The organism is Acinetobacter sp. YH12069 (genome assembly GCF_013419675.1).
GTDB classification, from domain to species: domain Bacteria; phylum Pseudomonadota; class Gammaproteobacteria; order Pseudomonadales; family Moraxellaceae; genus Acinetobacter; species Acinetobacter amyesii.
Genome location: NZ_VOZS01000010.1, coordinates 36,198 through 57,212 on the forward strand (window position 1 = coordinate 36,198; position 21,015 = coordinate 57,212).

Below are 21,015 nucleotides of genomic sequence, written 5' to 3' on the forward strand. Positions count from 1 at the left end.
AAATTTAGGAATAAATAACGTATGTATGTTCCAACAATTGAAAACGCACTAGTGCCAATGGTGGTAGAACAGTCATCTCGTGGCGAGCGTTCTTTTGATATTTATTCACGCCTTTTGCGTGAACGTGTGATTTTTTTAACCGGTGAAGTTGAAGACAACATGGCAAATTTGATTGTTGCCCAAATGTTGTTCTTAGAAGCAGAAAACCCAGATAAAGATATTCATTTATATATCAACTCACCAGGCGGTTCGGTTACTGCGGGTATGGCGATTTACGATACCATGCAATTTATTAAACCTGATGTTGTGACTTACTGCATGGGGCAAGCAGCATCGATGGGTGCATTCCTGCTTAACGCCGGTGCTAAAGGCAAACGTTACTGTCTTGAAAATGCCCGTGTCATGATTCACCAACCACTCGGTGGTTTCCGTGGTCAGGCATCTGACATTGAAATTCATGCACGTGAAATTCTATTCATCAAAGAACGTTTAAATCGTTTAATGGCAGAGCATAGTGGTCAAGACTACGAAACTGTTGCTCGAGATACTGACCGTGACAACTTTATGACAGCGCAAGCTGCGAAAGAATACGGTCTTGTGGACGAAGTTTTATCTAAACGCCCATAAGTTTTAAAGAATTAATTATTGGAGTGAATATGTCCGAACATCCTCAAGGACAAAAGCATTGTTCATTTTGCGGTAAAACGCAGTCTGAAGTCGGGAAACTGATTGCAGGTGAGGACGCGTACATCTGTAATGAGTGTGTGGACGTATGTCTTGACCTAGTTCAGACCAGTCAGCAAGTTGAATCAAATGACTGGGCAACTCGTCCTTTACCAAAACCGCATGAAATCCGTGCTGCGCTTGACCAATATGTGATTGGGCAAGATGTTGCGAAAAAGACCCTCTCTGTTGCGGTATACAACCACTATAAACGCCTAAAAGTTGGCACCAGTGGTAAAAAACCAGAAGACGGAGTAGAGATTTCGAAAAGTAACATTATGTTGGTTGGACCAACAGGTTCAGGTAAAACACTGCTTGCTCAGACACTTGCGCGTCTTTTAGATGTGCCATTTGCGATGGCAGATGCAACGACTTTAACTGAAGCCGGTTATGTGGGTGAAGACGTTGAGAACATTGTTCAAAAACTCCTTCAAAAAGCCGATTACGATGTAGAAAAAGCACAAAAAGGCATTATCTATATCGATGAAATCGACAAAATTACCCGCAAGTCTGAAAACCCATCGATTACTCGTGATGTATCGGGTGAGGGTGTTCAGCAAGCGTTATTGAAAATGATCGAAGGTACGGTTGCGTCGATTCCGCCTCAAGGTGGTCGTAAGCATCCGCAGCAAGAATTTATTCAAATTGATACTTCAAATATTCTGTTTATCTGTGGTGGCGCATTCTCTGGTCTAGAGAAAATCGTACAGCAGCGTCAGGAAAAAGGTGGTATTGGCTTTACGGCTGAAGTGCGTAAGAAAGATGAAACTAAAAAATTATCTGACTTATTCCGCCAAGTTGAAGCGACAGATTTGGTTAAATTCGGTCTGATTCCTGAATTTATTGGTCGTTTGCCAGTCATTGCAACCTTGGAAGAACTCGACGAAGAAGCATTGATGCAGATTCTGACTGAACCAAAAAATGCATTGACACGTCAATACCAATATTTATTTGAAATGGAAAATGTTGACCTCGTATTTGAAGACTCAGCATTGCGTGCCGTGGCTAAAAAAGCCCTTGACCGTAATACGGGTGCACGTGGTCTACGTTCGATTTTAGAAAATTCATTGCTTGAAACGATGTATGATCTACCAAGTCGTTCAGATGTGGGTACGGTTGTCGTCAATGAAGCGGTGATTAATGGTGAAGCGGAACCTGAATTTAAATCAGAACGTCAACCAAAGAAAACTGAAGAAGCTGCACCGAAGTCAGATTTAAAAGTTGTAAACTCTAAATCTGCTTAAGCGCTATTCGTCTGAAACGTGTGTAAATCCAAGATTTGCACACGTTTTTTATTTCCAAAAATAAAGGCAGAATGTTAATCTCAGCAGGATGGCGTGGATGCCTGAATGTAAAAAACTGAAAACAAAAGTGTAAAAATAAAAAAAGACGCAGTGAGGGATAATCATGCGTGGAGTTGCAATTCTACTTTTAAGCAGTGTAGCGCTGCTGGGTTGTCATGGAAAATCAGCCGTTGAGCAAACGTCATTGGCTTCAACATTAAAGCCTGTGGATCCTGAAAGTACACCGGGTCATATTGAGCAATATCGATTGGGTATGTTTACCATTGGTGGTTGGGTCAATCAGAAACAAGGCCGACATTTTCAAGAAGTAAAAGCTCAGCATGACCAAGCAGCGATTGTGTATTTATATCGTCCAGACAGTAAATGGAATCGTCAAGAAATTGTGGCCAGCAGCTTATTTCTGAACAGTGAGCGTATTCCAAGTTTATTGAATAATCATTATTACTGGGTGGAGTTACCGGCAGGGAATTACCGCTTATCGTCCAGTCGCCCTTTGGGGGTGAATCATTTTCAAAAGCCTAAATATTTAGACTTTGATGTTGAAGCAGGTCAATCCTATTTCATCAAATATGATGAAGAGAATTTATCCAGTAAAAGAACGGTTTCAGGGCCATTGCTGCTCATGCCTGAAAAAATTGGTCGAAATGAAATCGCATTTACAGAGTTGAAATCCAACAGTTTTAACTTTGTGGCAGAAGATCAAAACACTGGAAAAGTGCGGAAAAGTGCGCAGAAGTTGAAGGCACCTCATTATGATCCTGCGGAAGATGTACAGTTGACCAAGCCTTTTAAACTGTGGAATCCATTAACTTGGTAATGTAATTAGCTCGTGTTTTTTAGTGTAGGAAAATATTAAATAGAGAATGTCATTCGGCAAACAGCCTAAATATTGACATTAAAAAAGCACCCGATGGGGTGCTTTTTTAGATCTTGAATGTGGCGAAATTAGTTCGCAGCAGCATCAACTACTGGGATTTTACCAATTTTTGCTTGCCAGATTTTTGGTGCAGTTGCGTGTACAGAAGTACCATTCACGTCAACAGCTACCGATACAGGCATGTCTTTTACAACAAATTTGTAGATCGCTTCCATACCTAAGTCAGCAAATGCTACAACTTCAGCTTCACGAATCGCTTTCGATACTAAGTAAGCAGCGCCGCCGACAGCCATGAGGTAAGTCGCTTTGTTGTCTTTGATTGCTTCAACAGCAGCAGGACCACGATCCGCTTTACCAATCATACCGAACATACCAGTTGCTTCAAGCACTTGACGTGTGAACTTATCCATACGTGTTGCAGTTGTTGGGCCAGCAGGACCAACGACTTCGTCACCGACTGGATCAACAGGGCCAACGTAGTAAATAAATTTACCTTTTAGGTCAACTGGAAGTTCTTCACCTTTGTTTAACATGTCAACCATACGTTTGTGCGCAGCGTCACGACCCGTATAGATTGTACCGTTAAGAAGTAGTGTGTCACCTGGTTGCCAAGAGTTCATTTCTTCTTGAGTGATGTTATCTAAGTCAACACGTTTAGACGTTGATGAATCCCAAGTTACTGCAGGATAGTCTTCAAGGCTAGGCGCTTGAATATGCGCTACACCTGAACCGTCTAATTGGAAATGTGCATGACGAGTTGCAGCGCAGTTAGGAATCATACCCACTGGTTTACCTGCAGCGTGACATGGGTAGTCTTTGATTTTGATATCAAGAACAGTCGTTAAACCGCCAAGACCTTGAGCACCAATACCTAAAGCATTTACTTTTTCGAAGATTTCGATACGAAGTTCTTCGATTTGGTTTTGTGGGCCACGACGAAGTAATTCGTCCATGTTGATTTCTTCCATCAATGCTTCTTTTGCAAGCATCATGGCTTTTTCAGCAGTACCACCAATACCGATACCGAGCATACCAGGAGGACACCAACCTGCACCCATTGTTGGAACAGTTTTAAGTACCCAATCTACGATAGAGTCAGAAGGGTTAAGCATTGCAAGTTTAGATTTGTTTTCTGAACCGCCACCCTTAGCAGCAACAGTAATATCAACTTTATTACCCGGAACGAGTTTGTAGTGAATTACAGCAGGGGTGTTGTCTTTGGTATTTTTACGACCAAAAGCAGGATCAGCTAATACTGATGCACGAAGAATGTTTGAGTTTTCAAGATAACCTTGACGTACACCTTCGTTAATTGCATCGTCTAGGCTCATGGTTAAATCAAATTTAACGTCTAAGCCCACTTCAAGAAATACGTTCACAATACCCGTATCTTGACAGATAGGACGATGGCCTTCTGCACACATACGAGAGTTAATTAAAATTTGTGCAATCGCGTCTTTTGCGGCTTTGTTTTCTTCACGGTCATACGCACGGCTCATCGCTTGGATGAAGTCCTGTGGGTGATAGTAAGAAATGAACTGAAGCGCATCTTTTACCGATGTGATCAAGTCATCTTGCTTGATAATAGTTGTCATACAAATATCTCTTGAGCGGGCTGATAGCTAGCGGGCTAAATTATAAGACAAAAATACAGTTGTGTGGGTATTTCGCTTAATCTTTGGCCGAAAGTTTAATAGGCTTAAACAGCGCCATATTTAACTGTCATAAATGGCCTGAAAATGACATTTTAACTGTCATATTTCATGAAATATTTGTCACATAACTAGAGGAGGAGATATGTTTTAATTTTTAAGATATTGAAAATAAACAATATTTATTATTTTTGAAAATTTTATATTTGTCATATAACTGTCATATAACTTTTACATAATGACGTCATCAAAGTTAGAGTGTGAATTATATGGTTACTCCAGTGTTGTCAGTTATTGGTTTTTCTCTATTTATCGCAGCAACTTGGTTCTACGGTCAACAAGAAGATCAAGCCTAAAGCTTTATCTTCTTTTTTTTTTGCTTTAAATTTTATAAAAATAATATTCTTCTTCAAATCTTCAAATCTTCAAATCTTCAAATCTTCAAATCTTCAAATCTTCAAATCTTCAAATCTTCAAATCTTCAAATCTTCAAATCTTCAAATCTTCAAATCTTCAAATCTTCAAATCTTCAAATCTTTAGTTTCAATGATCAATTTTGTGTAAAAGTGCTTTAAAATTGAGTCTAAACGCGACAACATTTGATTATTTAACATATTGCCAAACATCAGGATCTTCATAATTTTCATCGATATGGTAGCCTTGTACTATAACTTCTTTTTCATCAATTTCTCTTGATTTTTTATTTCTTATCAGCTCATTTGCAAATGCTTGTTCTAACTCTTTTGAGGTCATTTTGTAAGTATCAATATTATTCTCTGAATCATCCATTGAATTTCTTTCATCATAACGAATCGTATTGAAAGCATAACGAACCATATATTGTTCTTTACCATCTTCAGTTTTTTGAGTTTGTTTTATACTCAGATCCAAAAGGATACCATTGGCATATAATCGGTAGCCTATAGTGTTCCCTCCAACTGTATTTATTATCTTTTTCCATTCTTCATAATTAAAGATATAAGTCGGGTCAATGACATCACCTGATTTCATTAGATATCGAATATTATCTTCCTTTGCTATTCGTGCAGAAAAACGATAGAAATAATTTTTCCATTCGGCCTGATTTATACGTCTCATTAAGTCAACATAAGCTTGGTGGGCTTGTTCAGGACGTACAAATTCCTCTTTGTTTAGCCCTGCATTAATATCAAGCCCTTGTATTCCATCCTCATTATTAAACGATGTTCCTAGAACTGAAAATACATGATCTATCACTAAGCTATTCTCACCATTTTCAACTTTAATCTGACCTAAGTTGGGTGGTGTAAAATCTAACTCTCTAAAACCTGCTCTAGATGGATGACTATCGGGACGCCCAAGATTATGTTGAGAAAAATCTTTAAACCCTTGTTGGCCTAAATGTAAACTAAAACGCTGTTGATTCATGACATTATTATTCTCTGTATTTTTTGCACTAGGTTGACAAGCTGAAAGGAGATAACCCACCATAAAAATAACAATGCAGTAATTAAATTTTTCCATCATTACTATCCTTTCCAACTGTAAAATTAGCTTTGCTATCGCCCCATTTCGCAATAATTTTTAGTTCTTCTTCTAAAAAGTATCTTCCTTTATCACTTTGCATTAAACGATGATATTTTTCTGCTGCTTTTTTAATCCATTCCATACGGCTATCATAATTGGCGACTTTAGTGTTTGATAATGGTTCGCTGTATACTGTTTCTGGTACCTTATCGAGTACACCGGCGTGTCGCCCCTGATATTCTCTTTCCATGTTTTTGATATTATAAGAACTCGGCAGAATACTTTTCAATTTTGGTAGATATTCAAAAGCACTTTTAATTTCTAAAGTGCTTTTAAGTTTTTAATTATGGGTAAACAATTTGACCAAGGAACGTTTATAACTTCTTCTTTAATATGAGTAAATTTGGAAACATCACGTTGAGTTCGGCATTGATTAAAAGAGGATGAAGACATGCTCAAAGCATAATGCCAAGGTGCAATATCCATAAATAGCCATAAGTTACCTTTTGCAAAAGTATGTACAGGATCACGAATTACCCCTAGTGGAATCCATTTATATTCCCATGCAGTTAAACCATGTTTAAAATGGCAGCTAAGATTTTTTGAAACAAATGCACCTAAGCCCATCCAATAGTAACGGCCAACTAAATCTTTGTTTCGATGTTTTTCTTTTTCTAGATAAATATTGGCATAAACTGAAGCAAGACGTCACGCCCTAGCTTCATATCCAGGCTCTAATTTATGTAAATTTTTCCTTTTATTTTTTAAATTAGATATGTGTATCAGAGCTTTGATTTCTTTTTTTAAGCGAAGAATGAATATATTATTGGTCATGTACCAAATACTCAAAATTCAGCCATAGAATTTAAAAGAAATTTCCACTAATTCTGAGCCATTTTTAATATAATAGAAGTTATATAAAACAAAAAACCACCCAATCTTTCGAAAGGGTGGTATAGAACTCGAAACTAAAATTAAGCTTCTTGCTGTTCAGACTGAATTGCCGTTAATGCAATGGTAAACACGATGTCATCGACCAATGCGCCACGAGACAAGTCATTTACAGGCTTGTTTAAACCTTGCAGCATTGGGCCAACACTGACTACATTTGCAGAACGTTGAACTGCTTTATAGGTTGTATTACCTGTATTTAAATCAGGGAAAATAAACACATTGGCACGACCAGCCACTTTAGAGTCAGGTGCTTTAGAACGTCCCACACTTTCCACCGATGCAGCATCGTATTGAAGCGGGCCATCAATGAGTAAATCTGGACGGCGTTCTTTGGCAATGCGTGTTGCTTCAGCCACTTTTTCGACATCTGCTCCTGCACCTGAAGTACCTGTTGAATACGAAATCATTGCGATACGTGGGTCAATACCAAAAGCTTTCGCTGAATCTGCAGATTGAATCGCAATCTCTGCAAGCTGTTCTGCATTTGGATCTGGATTAATGGCACAGTCACCGTAGACATAGACTTCATCTGGTAACAGCATAAAGAATACAGAAGAAACCAATGAATAATCAGGTGCAGTCTTAATCAATTGGAATGCTGGACGCACTGTATTCGCCGTAGTATGTACTGCACCAGATACAAGGCCATCCACTTGATCGAGTGCAAGCATCATGGTGCCTAAAACCACGGTGTCTTGTAGCTGTTCGCGTGCTTGTAGATCATTGAGTTTGCCTTTACGCAGCTCAACCATTTTAGGCACATAGTTTTCACGAATCAGGTCTGGATCAATGATTTCCAAATCATGAGGAAGTTCGATATTACGTGCTTTTGCAACTTCAATCACGGCTTCAGGTTTTGCCAATAAAATACAGTGTGCAATGCCACGTGATTGACAAATGGCAGCCGCTTGAATGGTCCGTGGTTCATCACCTTCAGGTAGAACAATTCGTTTTTTCGCAGCAATAGATTTTTGTACCAATTCATGACGGAATGCAGAAGGGGACAAGCGTGGTTGATATGAACCATTTAATACTTCAGTAATCCATTCAGCATTGATGTGGCTTGAAACAAAGCGGGTCACTTGTTCTGCACGTTCTACGTCATCGACAGGAATTTCATTGCCTAAATTTGAAAGTTGTTGTGCCGTTTCAAAAGTGCTTAAAGGCGTATGTAAAATCGGTAAGCCTTGCTTAATCGCAGTTTGGCAGAAATCCAAAACTTGTGGGTTCGGTTGATGGTGTTCAGTCAAAACCAAACCGGCAAGTGGAATACCATTGCTACTTGCAAGGCTAGAAGCCAACAACACATCAATACGGTCAGAGGCGCTGATAATTAGTTCGCCTGCTACAAATTTGTGAAGTTCATGTTCAATATTAGAGGCAACTAAGCTGCTATGTAGTACGCGTCGATGAGCAGCATCGCCTTGGTTGATCCATTCTGATTGAATATGCGTCGCCAAGTCAGACATGCGCGGTACGCTGAGTGTATTACTAAATGGAACGAGGCCAATGACAGGTAGCTGTGTAGAACCAATTTGCGGATTACTTTGTTGTAATTCGAGCACAAATTTATTGGTATCACTGATTAAACGCAGATTTGGATCAAGCGTGACAGGAATTTGCGCAGATTCTTCTGGCAAACCACGTGTGCGCATAAACAAAACGCCCGCAGTACGTTCAGATGCTGCACCACCGAATTGGCGTAGAGAACTGTCAATTTTCTCAGCAGTTTTCGTGGCATTTTGAATATCTGCTGTGCTGACAATAATTACTTTAGCATCAAGAGCTTTTGCTAATGTCGCGTTGAGCTCTGAGGCAAAGTTATCACGGCTGTTTGGAACCAAGCCTTCAACAATAATTAGGTCATGTTTTTTTGCAATTTCACGGTGCAAACGAACCGCTTCTTCGAGCAGTTCATCACTTTCATCATGACTGAGTTGCTTCACGATGGTGGCATGATGAATGGGTTCTACCGTTTCATTATTAAATAAATGACGATAAAGAGCCGTTGTACGGTCTACAGTATCTGCGACATTTTCCTGTGAAAATGGTTTCAGAAAACCTGCTTTGACCCCTTGGCATTCCAAAGCATAAATTAAACCTAAGCATGCAGATGTTAAACCTACACCTTCCCCAGTTGGCACGAGTAAAATTGTTTTCATACGGTGTCTAAATTAAAGCTAAAAATTAATATTGAAGGCGAAGGGGCTGATGCGATTGCTTATGCAATCGCAGCTTCAGCATCAAGCTTTTTTGTAGCAGACGCTGTCACCTCGTCTACAACATGCTCAGTTTCTTTGGCAATACGGCCTTCTTCATCGGTAGGAACAACCCAAATTTGTGGGCCAGTACCGTGGTCAATACGACCTTCCGTACCGCGTTTTAAGTTGTCATTTAATTCTTTACTAAGGTTGAAACCAAAGTGTGGTAAGTATGAAACCGTTTTTTCACGAATGTAGGCAGAGTTTTCACCAATACCACCGGTAAAGAATAAACCGTCAATACGTGGTAGACCACAGCTGAGACCTGCTAAAGATTTTGCTAAACGGTAGCAGAATACTTCAATGGCAAGCGCGGCATCTTCGTTACCTTGTTCTGATGCTTCGATCAATGTACGCATGTCATTTGATAGATCAGACAAACCGAGTAGGCCTGATTGGCTGTTCAGCATTTTGTCGATTTTGTAGATATCCCAACCTAAGTTGCTCGCAAGGAAGCTGTGAATACTTGGGTCAACATCACCACTACGTGTGCCCATAACCACACCTTCAAGTGGTGTTAGACCCATTGACGTATCTACAGATTGACCATTCCAAATCGCACAAGTCGAGCTACCATTGCCTAAGTGAGCAGTTAACCAGCCACCTTGTTTAAAGCTGCCTGCCAACATTGAGCCACGCTCAGATACGTAGGCATGGCTAGTACCGTGGAAGCCATAACGACGTACGTTATGCTGTGTGTACAAGAATTTTGGTAATGCATAGCGGTATGCATGAGACGGCATGGTTTGGTGGAATGCTGTATCGAATACGGCTACTTGCGGAAGTTCAGGGAACAAACGCATGGTTGCTTCGATACCCACCAAGTGAGCAGGGTTATGCAATGGCGCAAGCGGTGTAGCTTCACGAATACGTTCAATAATTTCTGGTGTTAATAGCTCAGCTTTGGTTAATGTACCGCCGTGTACCACGCGGTGACCAATCGCTTGAGGATTATGGTGAGCCAAACGCTCTAAAATAGTTTCGAGGGCTTTTTCATGGTCAGCATGTGGAATAGACAGCTCAAGCGCAGCACCACCCGTAGTGACCCCTTTAATACGTGCATCAGCAGAACCTAGGTTCTCGGCCAGACCAAAAATACGATCTTCACGGCGCTCAGAAACTAACGCATATTTGATAGAAGAAGATCCGCAGTTAATTACTAATACTGATGTAGACACGTTTAAATACCCGAATTCTAATTGAAATACTTATCCATAATGTTGATCTGATTGCAGTTGTATTGATTGATGCAATTTAGATCTGTGATGATGTTTTATCATGGGTTTTTTTATCGTCCTAGATAGACTTTAGGAGATTAGACTTAAGCACTATCGACCCTGAGCACAATAATAATTAAAATTTATCAGTTCATAGTTTTCATTTATTAATAAAATAATCCTCAAAATTTATACGATTTAAGAGATATACATAGAACATAACATGCGGTTGCTGCGCTGTAATCCTAAAATTGTTGCAAAAAAGCAGGTAAATTGAACTTTTCTTATTCTTCTTAAGCATTTAATTGTCAAAAAATCTGTTTTCGATTCTAAATCCTGTGTGTTTGCAGGATTATATTTCAATATGTGAACCCTGGGTCTAGTTTTTTAAATCGCAATAAAAAAAGCTGTGCCTTTACTCAGAAAAGCACAGCTTTCATTGTCTTATTGGGTGTTATTGGCGAATTTGACCATCACCAAACACAATCCATTTTTGAGAAGTCAGACCTTCAAGACCGACTGGCCCACGTGCATGGATTTTATCGGTTGAAATACCGATCTCAGCACCAAGACCATATTCAAACCCATCTGCAAAACGAGTCGAGGCATTGATCATCACTGAACTTGAATCTACACGCGCCAAGAAATGACGAGCCAGACTAAAGTTTTCGGTAATGATTGAGTCGGTATGGTGTGAGCCATATTTGTTGATGTGCTCAATCGCTTCATCTAAGCCTGTAACGACTTTCACCGCCAAAATCGGGCCTAGGTATTCGGTGTACCAATCTTCCTCAGTCGCAGGAACAATCGATTCACCCAAGATGCGCTGCGTTTCAGCACAGCCACGTAGTTCTACTTTTTTCTCAGCATAGAGTTCAGCAATGCGTGGTAAAAATTCTTCAGCGACATTTTCATCGACGAGCAAGGTTTCCATGGCATTACATACGCCATAACGGTGTGTTTTGGCATTGAGCGCAATAGGTAATGCTTTTTGCAAATCAGCTTGAGCTTCCACAAAAACATGGCAGTTACCATCAAGATGTTTGATAACAGGCACGCGTGCATCATTGGTGATACGTTCAATTAAGCCTTTGCCACCACGAGGTACGATCACATCGACATATTCAGGCATAGTAATTAATTGACCAACCGCGGCACGATCTGGGGTATTAATCACTTGAACGGCATGTTCAGGCACACCTGCGGCAGTTAAGCCATGCTGAATCGCAGCCGCAATCGCTTGGTTAGATTCCAAAGCTTCAGAACCACCACGTAAAATAATCGCGTTGCCTGATTTAAGTGCTAAAGATGCGGCTTCAAGCGTTACATTCGGTCGAGATTCGTAAATCATGCCGACAACGCCTAGCGGCACGCGCATTTTGCCAAGCTGAATACCTGTCGGACGAAAGGCCATATCGGTTATTTCGCCAATCGGGTCAGTCAGTGCGATCACATCTTTTAGACCTTGGAGCATGCCTTTAAAGCGTGTGGGGGTAAGTTCTAAGCGATCAAGTAGAGCACTATCCAAGTTGTTGTTATGCGCTTTGGTCATATCCACTTGGTTAGCTGCCAAAATTGCAGTTTCACTGTTTTGTAAAGCAGTATAAATTGCTGATAAGGCATTATTTTTAGTCTGGGTAGAAGCCCCTGCGAGCACACGTGATGCTGTGCGTGCTTGCTGTCCTACCGTTTGCATATATTGTTCAATAGACTCTTGCATAGCGGTTTGATCACTTAGAAATTTCAACTCGATATTAACAGCCTGTGACTGAACAATGAAGCACTTAAGTGCATATTCGGTTACTCATATTGACCAGAATTAACATTTTGAAATTGTTTTTAGAACAAAAGTAGATAAGCGGCGGGGATATCAGTTGCTTGTAAAATGAACCTCTGTATAGAATGAAACAATAGCGACATTGAAGTCGTACAAATAACGATTAAAGAGCAGGACGCTAAGTCGAGCAGAGTCTCTAAATGAATTCCTGACAATAAAAATAAGGCAGGAATGGAGGAAAGGAATATGAATTCCATTATCCAAATGGATCCCACCGTACAGGAAAGTACGCATTACAGTTTTTTCGATCTGTATGACAAGCAAAGCTTTAAACAGCCTGCCAGAACAACATGGATTGATGGCTGGAAGGTCGAATATATGGCCATTGCACAACCTGAAACCATTCATCGCACACCGATTGTTATTATTGGTGGGGCATTTCAAAACTTTAATTCCTACAAATATTGTGTCGAACAACTATTTGCGGCAGGCCCTATTATTTTAATTGATTTACCCTCCATGGGCTCAAACCAGCAAATTACCAATGTCGATACTGCGGTGTCAGCAGGGACTTTAGAGTTGGGTGATCTGGCGCAGATGTTGGGCGTTTGGTTGGATATCGTCGGGCTAGAAAAAGTATCCGTGATGGGGATGTCACTAGGTTCAGTGGTGGCAGCAGGTCTGGCCGATCAACGTCCTGAATTGATTGATCGCATGATTTTAATGGGCGTGATGCAAAAAACGCGCAAGAGCTGGCGCATGTTGCTTGAAGAATCCTTGCACTTAATGAAAGAACAGCGCATGGATGAATTTGGTCAAGCGGTGATTTTGTATTTGGTCAATCATGCCAAACTGGATGTGACGCGGATGTCACCGACAGCGAAGCGTTTGTTCTTTAGACAAATGGCTGAATTCACCAATACCGAACAAGAGCGTTATGACATTAACTGTAATCGTTTGCTGCGTTTGCAAGACGTGCCGATTCCACAGTGTGATGTATTGGTGTCATGCGGGCAGTACGACAGTTTTACTTTGCCACATGAAAATGCGGGCTTTGCATTGCAATGTCCGAATATGCAATTTGCTATGATTGCCAATGCGGATCATTTACCGCAGTTGCAACGCCGTAAGGAAACCATGAATTTGTTTGCAACTTATCTACGCGGTGAGTCTATTCAGCAGTTGGACGGGATCATTCCAATGAGCCGTGAGCAAATGCAAAATATTGAACGCCGTGGCGAAGCGCGTGTAAGTGTACAACAGCCATTCACGCATTTATCTCATCGCCATTCAGACCTTGTGGTTGATACTCAAATTATGGATTTAAATTATTTTGGTGTGTTGTTGAATGTGCAGGCTGAAATGTTGGACTCCATGCACGCATATCCACGAGATTTGGCTTTACATCTAGAAGACGAAGAAGGTGAGTTTAAAATTGAATGTCTCATCTTTGACGTTGTGGATACACAGGTTCGCGCTTTGTTTAAGCATGGTAGTTTTGAGTTGGCAGAGCGCTTATTACGCTTTGTACAACGCCAAAAAGAAGATGTATTGTTATTAGAAGCCGTCAGTTAAAACATGAAAAACTAAAAAAACAGCGCTTTAGCGCTGTTTTTTTGTTTTGGCATGGACCATCCAAACCAAATCGCCACAGTGCTGCTCTGCATCGTGGAAAGGAATCACTTGTTCATGTTGCTGTTGTGGAAAGTATAAGGCCGGCTGAACGACTTTTACTTCTTCAAATCCTGTATGGGTGAAAAACTGCTGTAATTCAGCAGGGGATTGAAAATGAAAAGTAAAAGCGCTGCGAGACATGACTTTGAGTAATTTACTACTGGCCCAAATAAAACGTGCTAAACGGTTTTTAACGGGTTCTGGATAGATGTCGGTCAGATAATGTAATTCCTGAAACGAGGCGCCATATTCGGTGATCCCTTGCAATAACTTATTCAGTAGGGTTTGATCAAAATAATTAATCAGACCTTCGCTAATCACCACCAAAGGACGTTCAGGGTCAAAACTCTGAAAAATACGTTCAAAATCTTGAGTGAAAATGTCCCCAGTTAAGACCTCGGGGGCATGCGGGTCAATCTGTTTGAGTGCCTGTGTTTTGATTTTTGCCATATCTGGCAAGTCGAGTTCACGATAGTCAATTTCAGGATGCTTGGTGCGAAAATTCCAACCGCGCGGGGAGAGGCCACAGGCAATTTCAAGGACTTGTAGCTGTGGATATTGGGTAATGAGTTGATCTAAATGTTGATCGATCATGGCATGGCGCTGTTTAAGCGTCGAACGCATGCTACCGCCCACATTTTTTTCTGCCCAGCTTTCTAAAGGATGGACTAAACGTGCTAAAAATTTGCCTTTACGTGTGGCAAAAACGGGATGCGAAATCCCCATGCTGTACCAAATATAGCCAGTGTAATGTGCAGTAAAAGAAATATGTCGATGTTCCGATAAACTTTGTGTCATGTCGTCCTGACCTAATGTTGTTTTTATTGGCAATTTTTGTATAGCGCCGAAGCATTTATTTTGTCTTCATCATAAATCAAAAAGGAGCACCTTGTCGTGCTCCATTTTCTAGAATTTTGAAAGTCTTGGATTAGCAATATTGATTTTTAAAATCCACAATACGATTACGCACGTTTTGCCAGTCCGCCCCGAGTTCAATGTTTTGTCCAATCTCAATTTGTGGGATTTTTCCGCGCATACGTTCTAGGCGTTCCTGATTTGGAAGAGCTAAGTTTTGGATCCCATCAAGCGCAATGCATGCAGATTCACGGTTATTACACACGAGGCCCATATCACAACCTGCATTTAATGCTGCTTGCATACGAGCATCTGCACCGCCAGCGACACAAGCGGCTTGCATGCTTAAATCATCGGAGAATAAAACGCCATCAAATTGGAGCTCTTGACGTAAGACCTTCTGAATCCAATACAGTGAGAAACCAGCAGGATTAGGATCAATATTTTCATAAATCACATGCGCAGGCATTAAGGCATCAAGCTGTGGTTGCAGTTGAATAAAGCTTTGCATGTCTTTTTGATAGATTTCTTCATAACTACGATGGTCAATAGCAGCAGCGATATGTGAATCTGCTTTCACCGAGCCATGGCCTGGGAAATGCTTACCTGTAGATGCCATCCCCGCACGTTTCATACCTTTTAAGAAAGCACTTGCCAGTGGAATGATGTCTTGCATATTTTTGGCAAAACCACGGTCACCAATCACATCACTGACATCATTTAGGTCCAGCACTGGTGCAAAACTAAAATCGATGCCGACCGCAAGGACTTCAGCTGCCATCAACCAGCCACATTGTTCAGCCAGTTCAACAGCTTTTTCAGGTTCAGTTAAGTAAAGTTCTCCAAACTTACCCATAGCTGGTAGGAGTGTGAAGCCTTGTTTTAAGCGTTGTACACGACCACCTTCCTGATCGACGGCAATTAAAATATCAGGACGAATTTGACGCATATGGTCGGTCAGGGCACGAACTTGTTCAGGAGATTCAATGTTACGACCAAATAAAATCATGCCGCCAACTTGTGGTGCCTGTAATAGTTCAATATCTTCTTGGGTGAGTTCTGTGCCAGCAATGTCGAGCATTAATGCGCCAATCATATTCGGTGTCCGTGTTGGAATTTTTAAGGAAAAACAATACCTGAATTCTGCAATGATTTGCTACACTTTGTCAGCAGAGAATATGATAAAACTACACGACATAAACATATTAAGTTGTTTAAGATTTTGAATCTATTCAATTCAGGTCGAAAACCAACACGGTAATATTGGTCTTAATACCAAGGAAGTACAAATTATTTATGAAACTTCAAACATTAGCTTGTGCCGTTGCGATTGCGACAGGTGGATTCTTTTTCACTCATGTGGTGAATGACGCAATTGCTGCCAATAATACAGAAGCAGTGAGTGCGGGTACTATTCAACCCACTCAAGAACAAGCCTTGGTCTCACGTCAGCTTGCAACATTGGTAGACCGTCAACACTATTTAAATCAGCGTTTAGATTCCAATACCTCTAACCGTATTTTAGATTTTTATATTGATAGTTTAGACGCTGAACATACGTTGTTCTTGGCATCGGACATTGAAAATTATAAAAAACGTTATGGCTCAACTTTTGGCGCAAATCTCAAAGCGGGCAATTTAACAGGGCCGTATGCCATTCATGCGCAATATCGTGAGCGCTTAAAACAGTTCTACACCTATATGTTGGAAGAGCTGAAAAAGCCACAAAATTTAAATCAACCGAATAGCTACATCGAAACCGATCGTGAAAAAGCGCCATTCTTTAAGTCGACAGAAGAACAGCGTGCGCATTGGAATAAAATGTTGGTCTCTCAGCTGATCAATTTAACCATCAGCAAAGAAGAAGAGAAAGCCAAACAGAAAGCCTTAAAAGATGACCCAACACTGGCAAATGGTCAAGATTTAACTGGTCCGGAAGATTTAACACCTGAACAGACTTTAACCAAGCGTTATACGCGTCAGTTAGAGCGGATTAGTCGTTTAAAAAGCGATGATGTGCTTGATAAAACTCTGAATGCCATGATGTTGACGTATGATCCGCACAGTAACTATTTTCCGCCTGTAGATGCGATGGAATTGAACCGTCAAACCACGTTGCAATTGGAAGGGATTGGGGTGTCGATTCGTCCTGAACGTGGTAACGAAGACTACACCAAAATTGAAACGATCGTGGAAGGTGGTCCAGCCAGTAAGTCAGGGCAAGTCAAGTCGGGCGATCGCATCGTTGGTGTTGCTCAAGATGGCGACAAAATGGTGGACGTGATCGGCTGGCCGAGCAATGAAATTGTCGGACTGATTCGTGGTAAACGTGGCACCAAAGTGACTTTACGTTTATTGGGTGCTGGTGCGTCCATGAATCAAGCGCGAAATGTCACGATTGTACGTGATGTAATTCAAGAAGAAGATGCAGGCGTGCGTTCACGTACCGTTGAAATTGAACGTGATGGCAAAAAACATAAGTTTGGTGTGATTGAAATTCCATCGTTTTATTTAAATTATCGTGCACGTCGTGCGGGTACAGACTACCGTTCTGTGTCGGAAGATACCAATAAAGCCTTAAAAACATTAGATGCGCAAAATGTTGAAGGCATCATCATTGACTTGCGTAACAACCCAGGCGGCTCACTTGAAGAAGTGGCACGTATGCTTGGACAAGTGATTAAATCAGGTCCAGTGGTGCAAATCCGTGATGGTAATGGCAATGTCAGCGTGTTTGAAGATGATGATGGTGGCGCGCAAACTTATGCAGGCCCATTGGCGGTATTGATTAATTTGGCTTCGGCTTCTGCGAGTGAAATTTATTCTGCTGCGATTCAAGACTATGAGCGTGGTGTGGTGATTGGTAGTACCACAACGGGTAAAGGAACAGCGCAGGTACAACTTGACTCTTTAGCCTATGGTCAAGCAACCTTAACGCAACGTAAATTCTACCGCGTGACTGGCGGTAGTACCCAGAATAAAGGGGTCGTACCGGATATTAAGCTGGTCGATATTTACAATGAAGAGTTTGGTGAGCGTAAATCGAAAAATGCTTTACAGTGGGATACTATTCCAACCGCACCGTTTAAACGTGAAGGCTCGATCCAAGCCTATGTTCCCGATTTGATTAAGTCATCTCAGCAACGTGTCAGCATTGATCCGCAATTTAAATATTTAGAACAACGTACTGCGATTGCGAAAAAGACAGAAGAGCAAAAGCGTGTGGTGCTTGACTTAGCGAAGCGTAAAGCCGAGCTGTTGGCACTAGAGCAAAAGTCTTTGGATGCTGAAAATCAGCGTCGTAAAGTGGTGGGTCAAAAACCTTATGCCAACTGGGAAAGCTACCAAGCGTCTATGGATGCATTGGTGGAGGCACGTGCAAAAATGAAGGCAAACCAGCGTCCAGCACTGCCTGAAGAAGAAGTCTTTGTGACGGAAGCAGCAAACGTGCTAATGGACTATGCCAAATTACAAGGCAAAACGCATACAACAACAGCCAAAAAGTAAGTAATTCATCCATAAATAACATTGAGATGATTGCTTGAGTTTTTGACAGAAAAGATGAATTTATCCATTGAGAAATAGCGAGCTACGGCTCGCTATTTTTTTGTGAGTAGGGCGGTGTTCGATTTAAATCTAGAAAGCAATCTATAAATGATTCTAACTTATTCATTTTATTATGGTTAGAAACTGTTCTAAAATAAAAACCACCTGATGCATTTTTTATCAAAAGTTTAAGTTTTAGTGAACTTCATCAAGCTTTCTTTTTTTAAATTAATCAGTTGCTTAAAATCTTGAAAGAAAGACTTGACCATTATCGTAGACTAATAGATTCTAAGGGAAAATAAGTAAGTAATTGAAAACGTAACAAGTTAAAGGGAAGAGATAGATTGGGTAATTCGGTTAAAGAAAGTGCCACGATAACCTAAGCGGAACGCTTGATATGACCCATATTCATTATGATTACAATCTGGTCGTTGGTTCAATCGTAGTTGCATTATTAAGTTGTTACTTAGCGGTTTCACTCGAACAAATGTTGTTTCGTGGAACACGACCAAGATATGAAAATGTCATTTTATTATTCAGCGGCGCAATTTTAGGTGCTGCGATTTGGTGCATGCATTTTATAGGCATGATGGCCAGCCATTTGCCTTCAAATTATAGTTTTGATACCAGTCTGACCCTAACTTCCTATTTTATCGCCTTTGTCGCGTCCACTTTTGCCGTATGGTTAACCACACGACTGACGCTACCATTTCCTCGTTTAATTTTAGGCTCCGTATTAATGGGCCTTGGCATTTCCGGAATGCATTACACGGGGATGCTGAGTTTAGACGTTCAGGGTTATGAGCAACGATACGAACCTTTAATTGTTATCTGTTCAATTTTAGTTGCGATCTGTGGCTCGTGTTTGGCATTTTGGCTAACATTTAAAAATAAATACTCGCCAAAACGTAACATCATGAATGCTTTTGTTGCGGTCATGCTGACTTTTAGCATTGTCGCTATGCATTATATTGGTATGGCAGCTGTTGATTTTGTACCGCTAAACTCGATGGATGTATTGGTTGCGGCTCAAATTAACCATAATTTATTGCTATTTATTGTCTTATTTGTCACCAGTTTATTGTTGATGGCGGCCTTTAGCGTTGCAGTACTTGAGCAACGTTTAGAACATCGCAGTTTGCAATTGATGCGCGCAAATCGAGAACTGGCTAATCAAGCGGTACAGGACAATTTGACCCGTTTACCTAATCGACTATTTTTGGCTGAATATGCACATTTTCTATTTACAGAGCATCGCTTAAGACAAGATAAAATTGCTTTTATTTATATTGATATCGACCGTTTTAAAGCGGTCAATGATGTGTTTGGACACCATGTAGGTGATCAACTACTGATTCAAATTGCCACACGCATTCACCGTTTAATTAATGATCAAGCCAAATTGCTACGAATCGGTGGGGACGAGTTTCTGATTGTGCTTGAGTCAGCAAGCAATGACTCTGCCACAGCAATGTCTGAAAAAATATTGGAATTGATGCAAGAAAGCTTTTTGATTGCAGGTAAGGAAATTAACATTTCAGGCAGTATTGGTATTGCGATGTACCCTGAACATGGTGCGAACTTACAAGACCTACTGATCAATGCAGACACCGCAATGCTGAGTTCGAAGTATCAGGGGCGTAATACCTATTCATTTTTTAATTATACCGCCGACCAATTTGAAGAAAAAAGTCAGACGAAACTGATCAATGATTTGTATAAAGCGGTAGAAGAACAACAGTTTATCTTATTTTATCAGCCAAAATTTAATGCCGCTGATCGTGAAATTTGTGGAGTAGAGGCCTTAATTCGTTGGAATCATCCAACTCTAGGTATGTTGACGCCAAATAAGTTTATCAATGGTGCAGAAAAAACTGGACTGATTATTGCCATGGGCTATTGGGCGCTTGAAGAAGCCTGTAAGCAAATTCAGCACTGGGAAAAGCTGAATATGCCGTTGTATCCGATTGCGGTCAATTTATCAGCGATTCAGTTTGAACATAAACACTTATTTAGTACTTTAGAGTCGCTTTTTGCACGGTATGAAATCAACCCGTCACATTTAATTATTGAAATTACCGAGTCAACAGCGATGCATCATATCGATGCCAGTATCTTGACTTTTGAACATTTGAGAAAGATGGGAATTAAAGTTGCGATTGATGACTTTGGGACGGGACATTCAAGTTTCTTGTATTTAAAAGAACTGCCTGTAGATGAGCTGAAAATTGACCGTGAGTTTATCCGTAATTTGAGCGTCGGTTCTAAAGAAGAAATTATTTTAGAAAGTATTATTCACTTGGCAATTCGACTGGGTTTAACGGTCACTGCAGAAGGTGTAGAGACAGAACAACAAGCAGAAATTTTAAAACGTTTAGGTTGCCAACAGTTGCAGGGCTATTTGTTAGGAATGCCGATGCCAGTGGCACAGCTTGAAGAACGCATGAAAATGAAAGTTGAATAAAGTCCTCGTAGTCTGATCGCATTGCCAATGAGTGAGAAAAAAAGACAGAGAAATGCTTTATATCGTCGATAAAAACAGGTCGTCATCCAATGTAAAACATCAAGACACGCTACGCTAAGATTTTGACTCAACCCGATGTGGTTGATTATTTTTAATGGTCAATCTGATACAATATCGCCAATTTTCCATATTGATCAGATCTGAT

General features: G+C 40.6%; 13 protein-coding genes and 1 pseudogene. 6 read left to right on the forward strand and 8 right to left on the reverse strand.

What is annotated here, in order from left to right; genetic code table 11:
- Positions 1-21: 21 nt before the first annotated feature.
- The 3 genes from clpP to FTU16_RS08990 all read left to right on the forward strand — a co-directional run bounded on the left by clpP (position 22) and on the right by FTU16_RS08990 (position 2,844).
- Entirely contained in the window at positions 22-627 is a 606-nt protein-coding gene (clpP, locus tag FTU16_RS08980) for an ATP-dependent Clp endopeptidase proteolytic subunit ClpP (protein ID WP_078192707.1), read from the forward strand.
- Positions 628-656: 29 nt separating this feature from the next.
- Positions 657-1,967 carry an ATP-dependent protease ATP-binding subunit ClpX gene (gene clpX, locus FTU16_RS08985; RefSeq protein ID WP_078189661.1) on the forward strand — a complete coding sequence of 437 codons (1,311 nt, stop codon included), beginning with the start codon at positions 657-659 and terminating at the stop codon, positions 1,965-1,967.
- A gap of 163 nt (positions 1,968-2,130) precedes the next feature.
- On the forward strand, positions 2,131-2,844 hold the full coding sequence (locus tag FTU16_RS08990) for a DUF2846 domain-containing protein (RefSeq protein ID WP_180111322.1): 714 nt from the start codon (positions 2,131-2,133) through the stop codon (positions 2,842-2,844).
- A gap of 128 nt (positions 2,845-2,972) precedes the next feature.
- Here FTU16_RS08990 and FTU16_RS08995 read toward each other — a convergent pair whose 3' ends face one another.
- From FTU16_RS08995 to FTU16_RS09020, 6 genes and pseudogenes are all read right to left on the reverse strand, one after another.
- Positions 2,973-4,499 carry a fumarate hydratase gene (locus tag FTU16_RS08995; protein WP_078189659.1) on the reverse strand — a complete coding sequence of 509 codons (1,527 nt, stop codon included), beginning with the start codon at positions 4,497-4,499 and terminating at the stop codon, positions 2,973-2,975.
- Positions 4,500-5,159: 660 nt separating this feature from the next.
- On the reverse strand, positions 5,160-6,062 hold the full coding sequence (locus FTU16_RS09000) for a hypothetical protein (protein ID WP_180065182.1): 903 nt from the start codon (positions 6,060-6,062) through the stop codon (positions 5,160-5,162).
- Positions 6,046-6,896 (reverse strand): annotated as a pseudogene (locus FTU16_RS09005) (DUF2515 family protein). Before FTU16_RS09005 ends, FTU16_RS09000 begins: the two are co-directional and overlap by 17 nt.
- Positions 6,897-7,036: 140 nt before the next feature.
- Positions 7,037-9,178: a phosphate acetyltransferase gene (gene pta / locus FTU16_RS09010; RefSeq protein ID WP_078192701.1), complete on the reverse strand. Its 2,142-nt coding sequence runs from the start codon at positions 9,176-9,178 to the stop codon at positions 7,037-7,039.
- Positions 9,179-9,237: 59 nt separating this feature from the next.
- A complete protein-coding gene (locus tag FTU16_RS09015) occupies positions 9,238-10,455 on the reverse strand; it encodes an acetate kinase (protein WP_180163107.1) in 1,218 nt (405 codons plus the stop codon).
- A gap of 493 nt (positions 10,456-10,948) precedes the next feature.
- A complete protein-coding gene (locus tag FTU16_RS09020) occupies positions 10,949-12,214 on the reverse strand; it encodes a glutamate-5-semialdehyde dehydrogenase (protein WP_180163108.1) in 1,266 nt (421 codons plus the stop codon).
- Between the two features lie 303 nt (positions 12,215-12,517).
- Between FTU16_RS09020 and FTU16_RS09025 the strand changes: the two genes are divergently transcribed.
- Positions 12,518-13,846 carry an alpha/beta fold hydrolase gene (locus tag FTU16_RS09025; RefSeq protein WP_180004547.1) on the forward strand — a complete coding sequence of 443 codons (1,329 nt, stop codon included), beginning with the start codon at positions 12,518-12,520 and terminating at the stop codon, positions 13,844-13,846.
- A 27-nt stretch (positions 13,847-13,873) separates the two neighbouring features.
- Here the strand turns inward: FTU16_RS09025 and FTU16_RS09030 are convergent, their stop codons facing one another.
- Complete coding sequence (locus FTU16_RS09030) at positions 13,874-14,743, reverse strand: class I SAM-dependent methyltransferase (protein ID WP_168378408.1); 870 nt, start codon at positions 14,741-14,743, stop codon at positions 13,874-13,876.
- 130 nt (positions 14,744-14,873) lie between these two features.
- A complete protein-coding gene (gene nagZ, locus FTU16_RS09035) occupies positions 14,874-15,896 on the reverse strand; it encodes a beta-N-acetylhexosaminidase (RefSeq protein ID WP_180163109.1) in 1,023 nt (340 codons plus the stop codon).
- 200 nt (positions 15,897-16,096) lie between these two features.
- Between nagZ and FTU16_RS09040 the strand changes: the two genes are divergently transcribed.
- Both FTU16_RS09040 and FTU16_RS09045 read left to right on the forward strand, forming a co-directional pair.
- Positions 16,097-18,307, forward strand: coding sequence for a carboxy terminal-processing peptidase (locus tag FTU16_RS09040; RefSeq protein ID WP_168378410.1), 2,211 nt, complete (start codon positions 16,097-16,099; stop codon positions 18,305-18,307).
- 436 nt (positions 18,308-18,743) lie between these two features.
- A complete protein-coding gene (locus FTU16_RS09045; RefSeq protein WP_180163110.1) occupies positions 18,744-20,810 on the forward strand; it encodes an EAL domain-containing protein in 2,067 nt (688 codons plus the stop codon).
- Positions 20,811-21,015 lie beyond the last annotated feature (205 nt).

Coding starts and splice junctions, on each gene's coding strand:
- clpP (WP_078192707.1), top strand. CDS start 22: ATGTATGTTCCAACAATTGAAAACGCACTAGTGCCAATGGTGGTAGAA.
- clpX (WP_078189661.1), top strand. CDS start 657: ATGTCCGAACATCCTCAAGGACAAAAGCATTGTTCATTTTGCGGTAAA.
- FTU16_RS08990 (WP_180111322.1), top strand. CDS start 2,131: ATGCGTGGAGTTGCAATTCTACTTTTAAGCAGTGTAGCGCTGCTGGGT.
- FTU16_RS08995 (WP_078189659.1), bottom strand. CDS start 4,499: ATGACAACTATTATCAAGCAAGATGACTTGATCACATCGGTAAAAGAT.
- FTU16_RS09000 (WP_180065182.1), bottom strand. CDS start 6,062: ATGATGGAAAAATTTAATTACTGCATTGTTATTTTTATGGTGGGTTAT.
- pta (WP_078192701.1), bottom strand. CDS start 9,178: ATGAAAACAATTTTACTCGTGCCAACTGGGGAAGGTGTAGGTTTAACA.
- FTU16_RS09020 (WP_180163108.1), bottom strand. CDS start 12,214: ATGCAAGAGTCTATTGAACAATATATGCAAACGGTAGGACAGCAAGCA.
- FTU16_RS09025 (WP_180004547.1), top strand. CDS start 12,518: ATGAATTCCATTATCCAAATGGATCCCACCGTACAGGAAAGTACGCAT.
- FTU16_RS09030 (WP_168378408.1), bottom strand. CDS start 14,743: ATGACACAAAGTTTATCGGAACATCGACATATTTCTTTTACTGCACAT.
- nagZ (WP_180163109.1), bottom strand. CDS start 15,896: ATGATTGGCGCATTAATGCTCGACATTGCTGGCACAGAACTCACCCAA.
- FTU16_RS09040 (WP_168378410.1), top strand. CDS start 16,097: ATGAAACTTCAAACATTAGCTTGTGCCGTTGCGATTGCGACAGGTGGA.
- FTU16_RS09045 (WP_180163110.1), top strand. CDS start 18,744: ATGACCCATATTCATTATGATTACAATCTGGTCGTTGGTTCAATCGTA.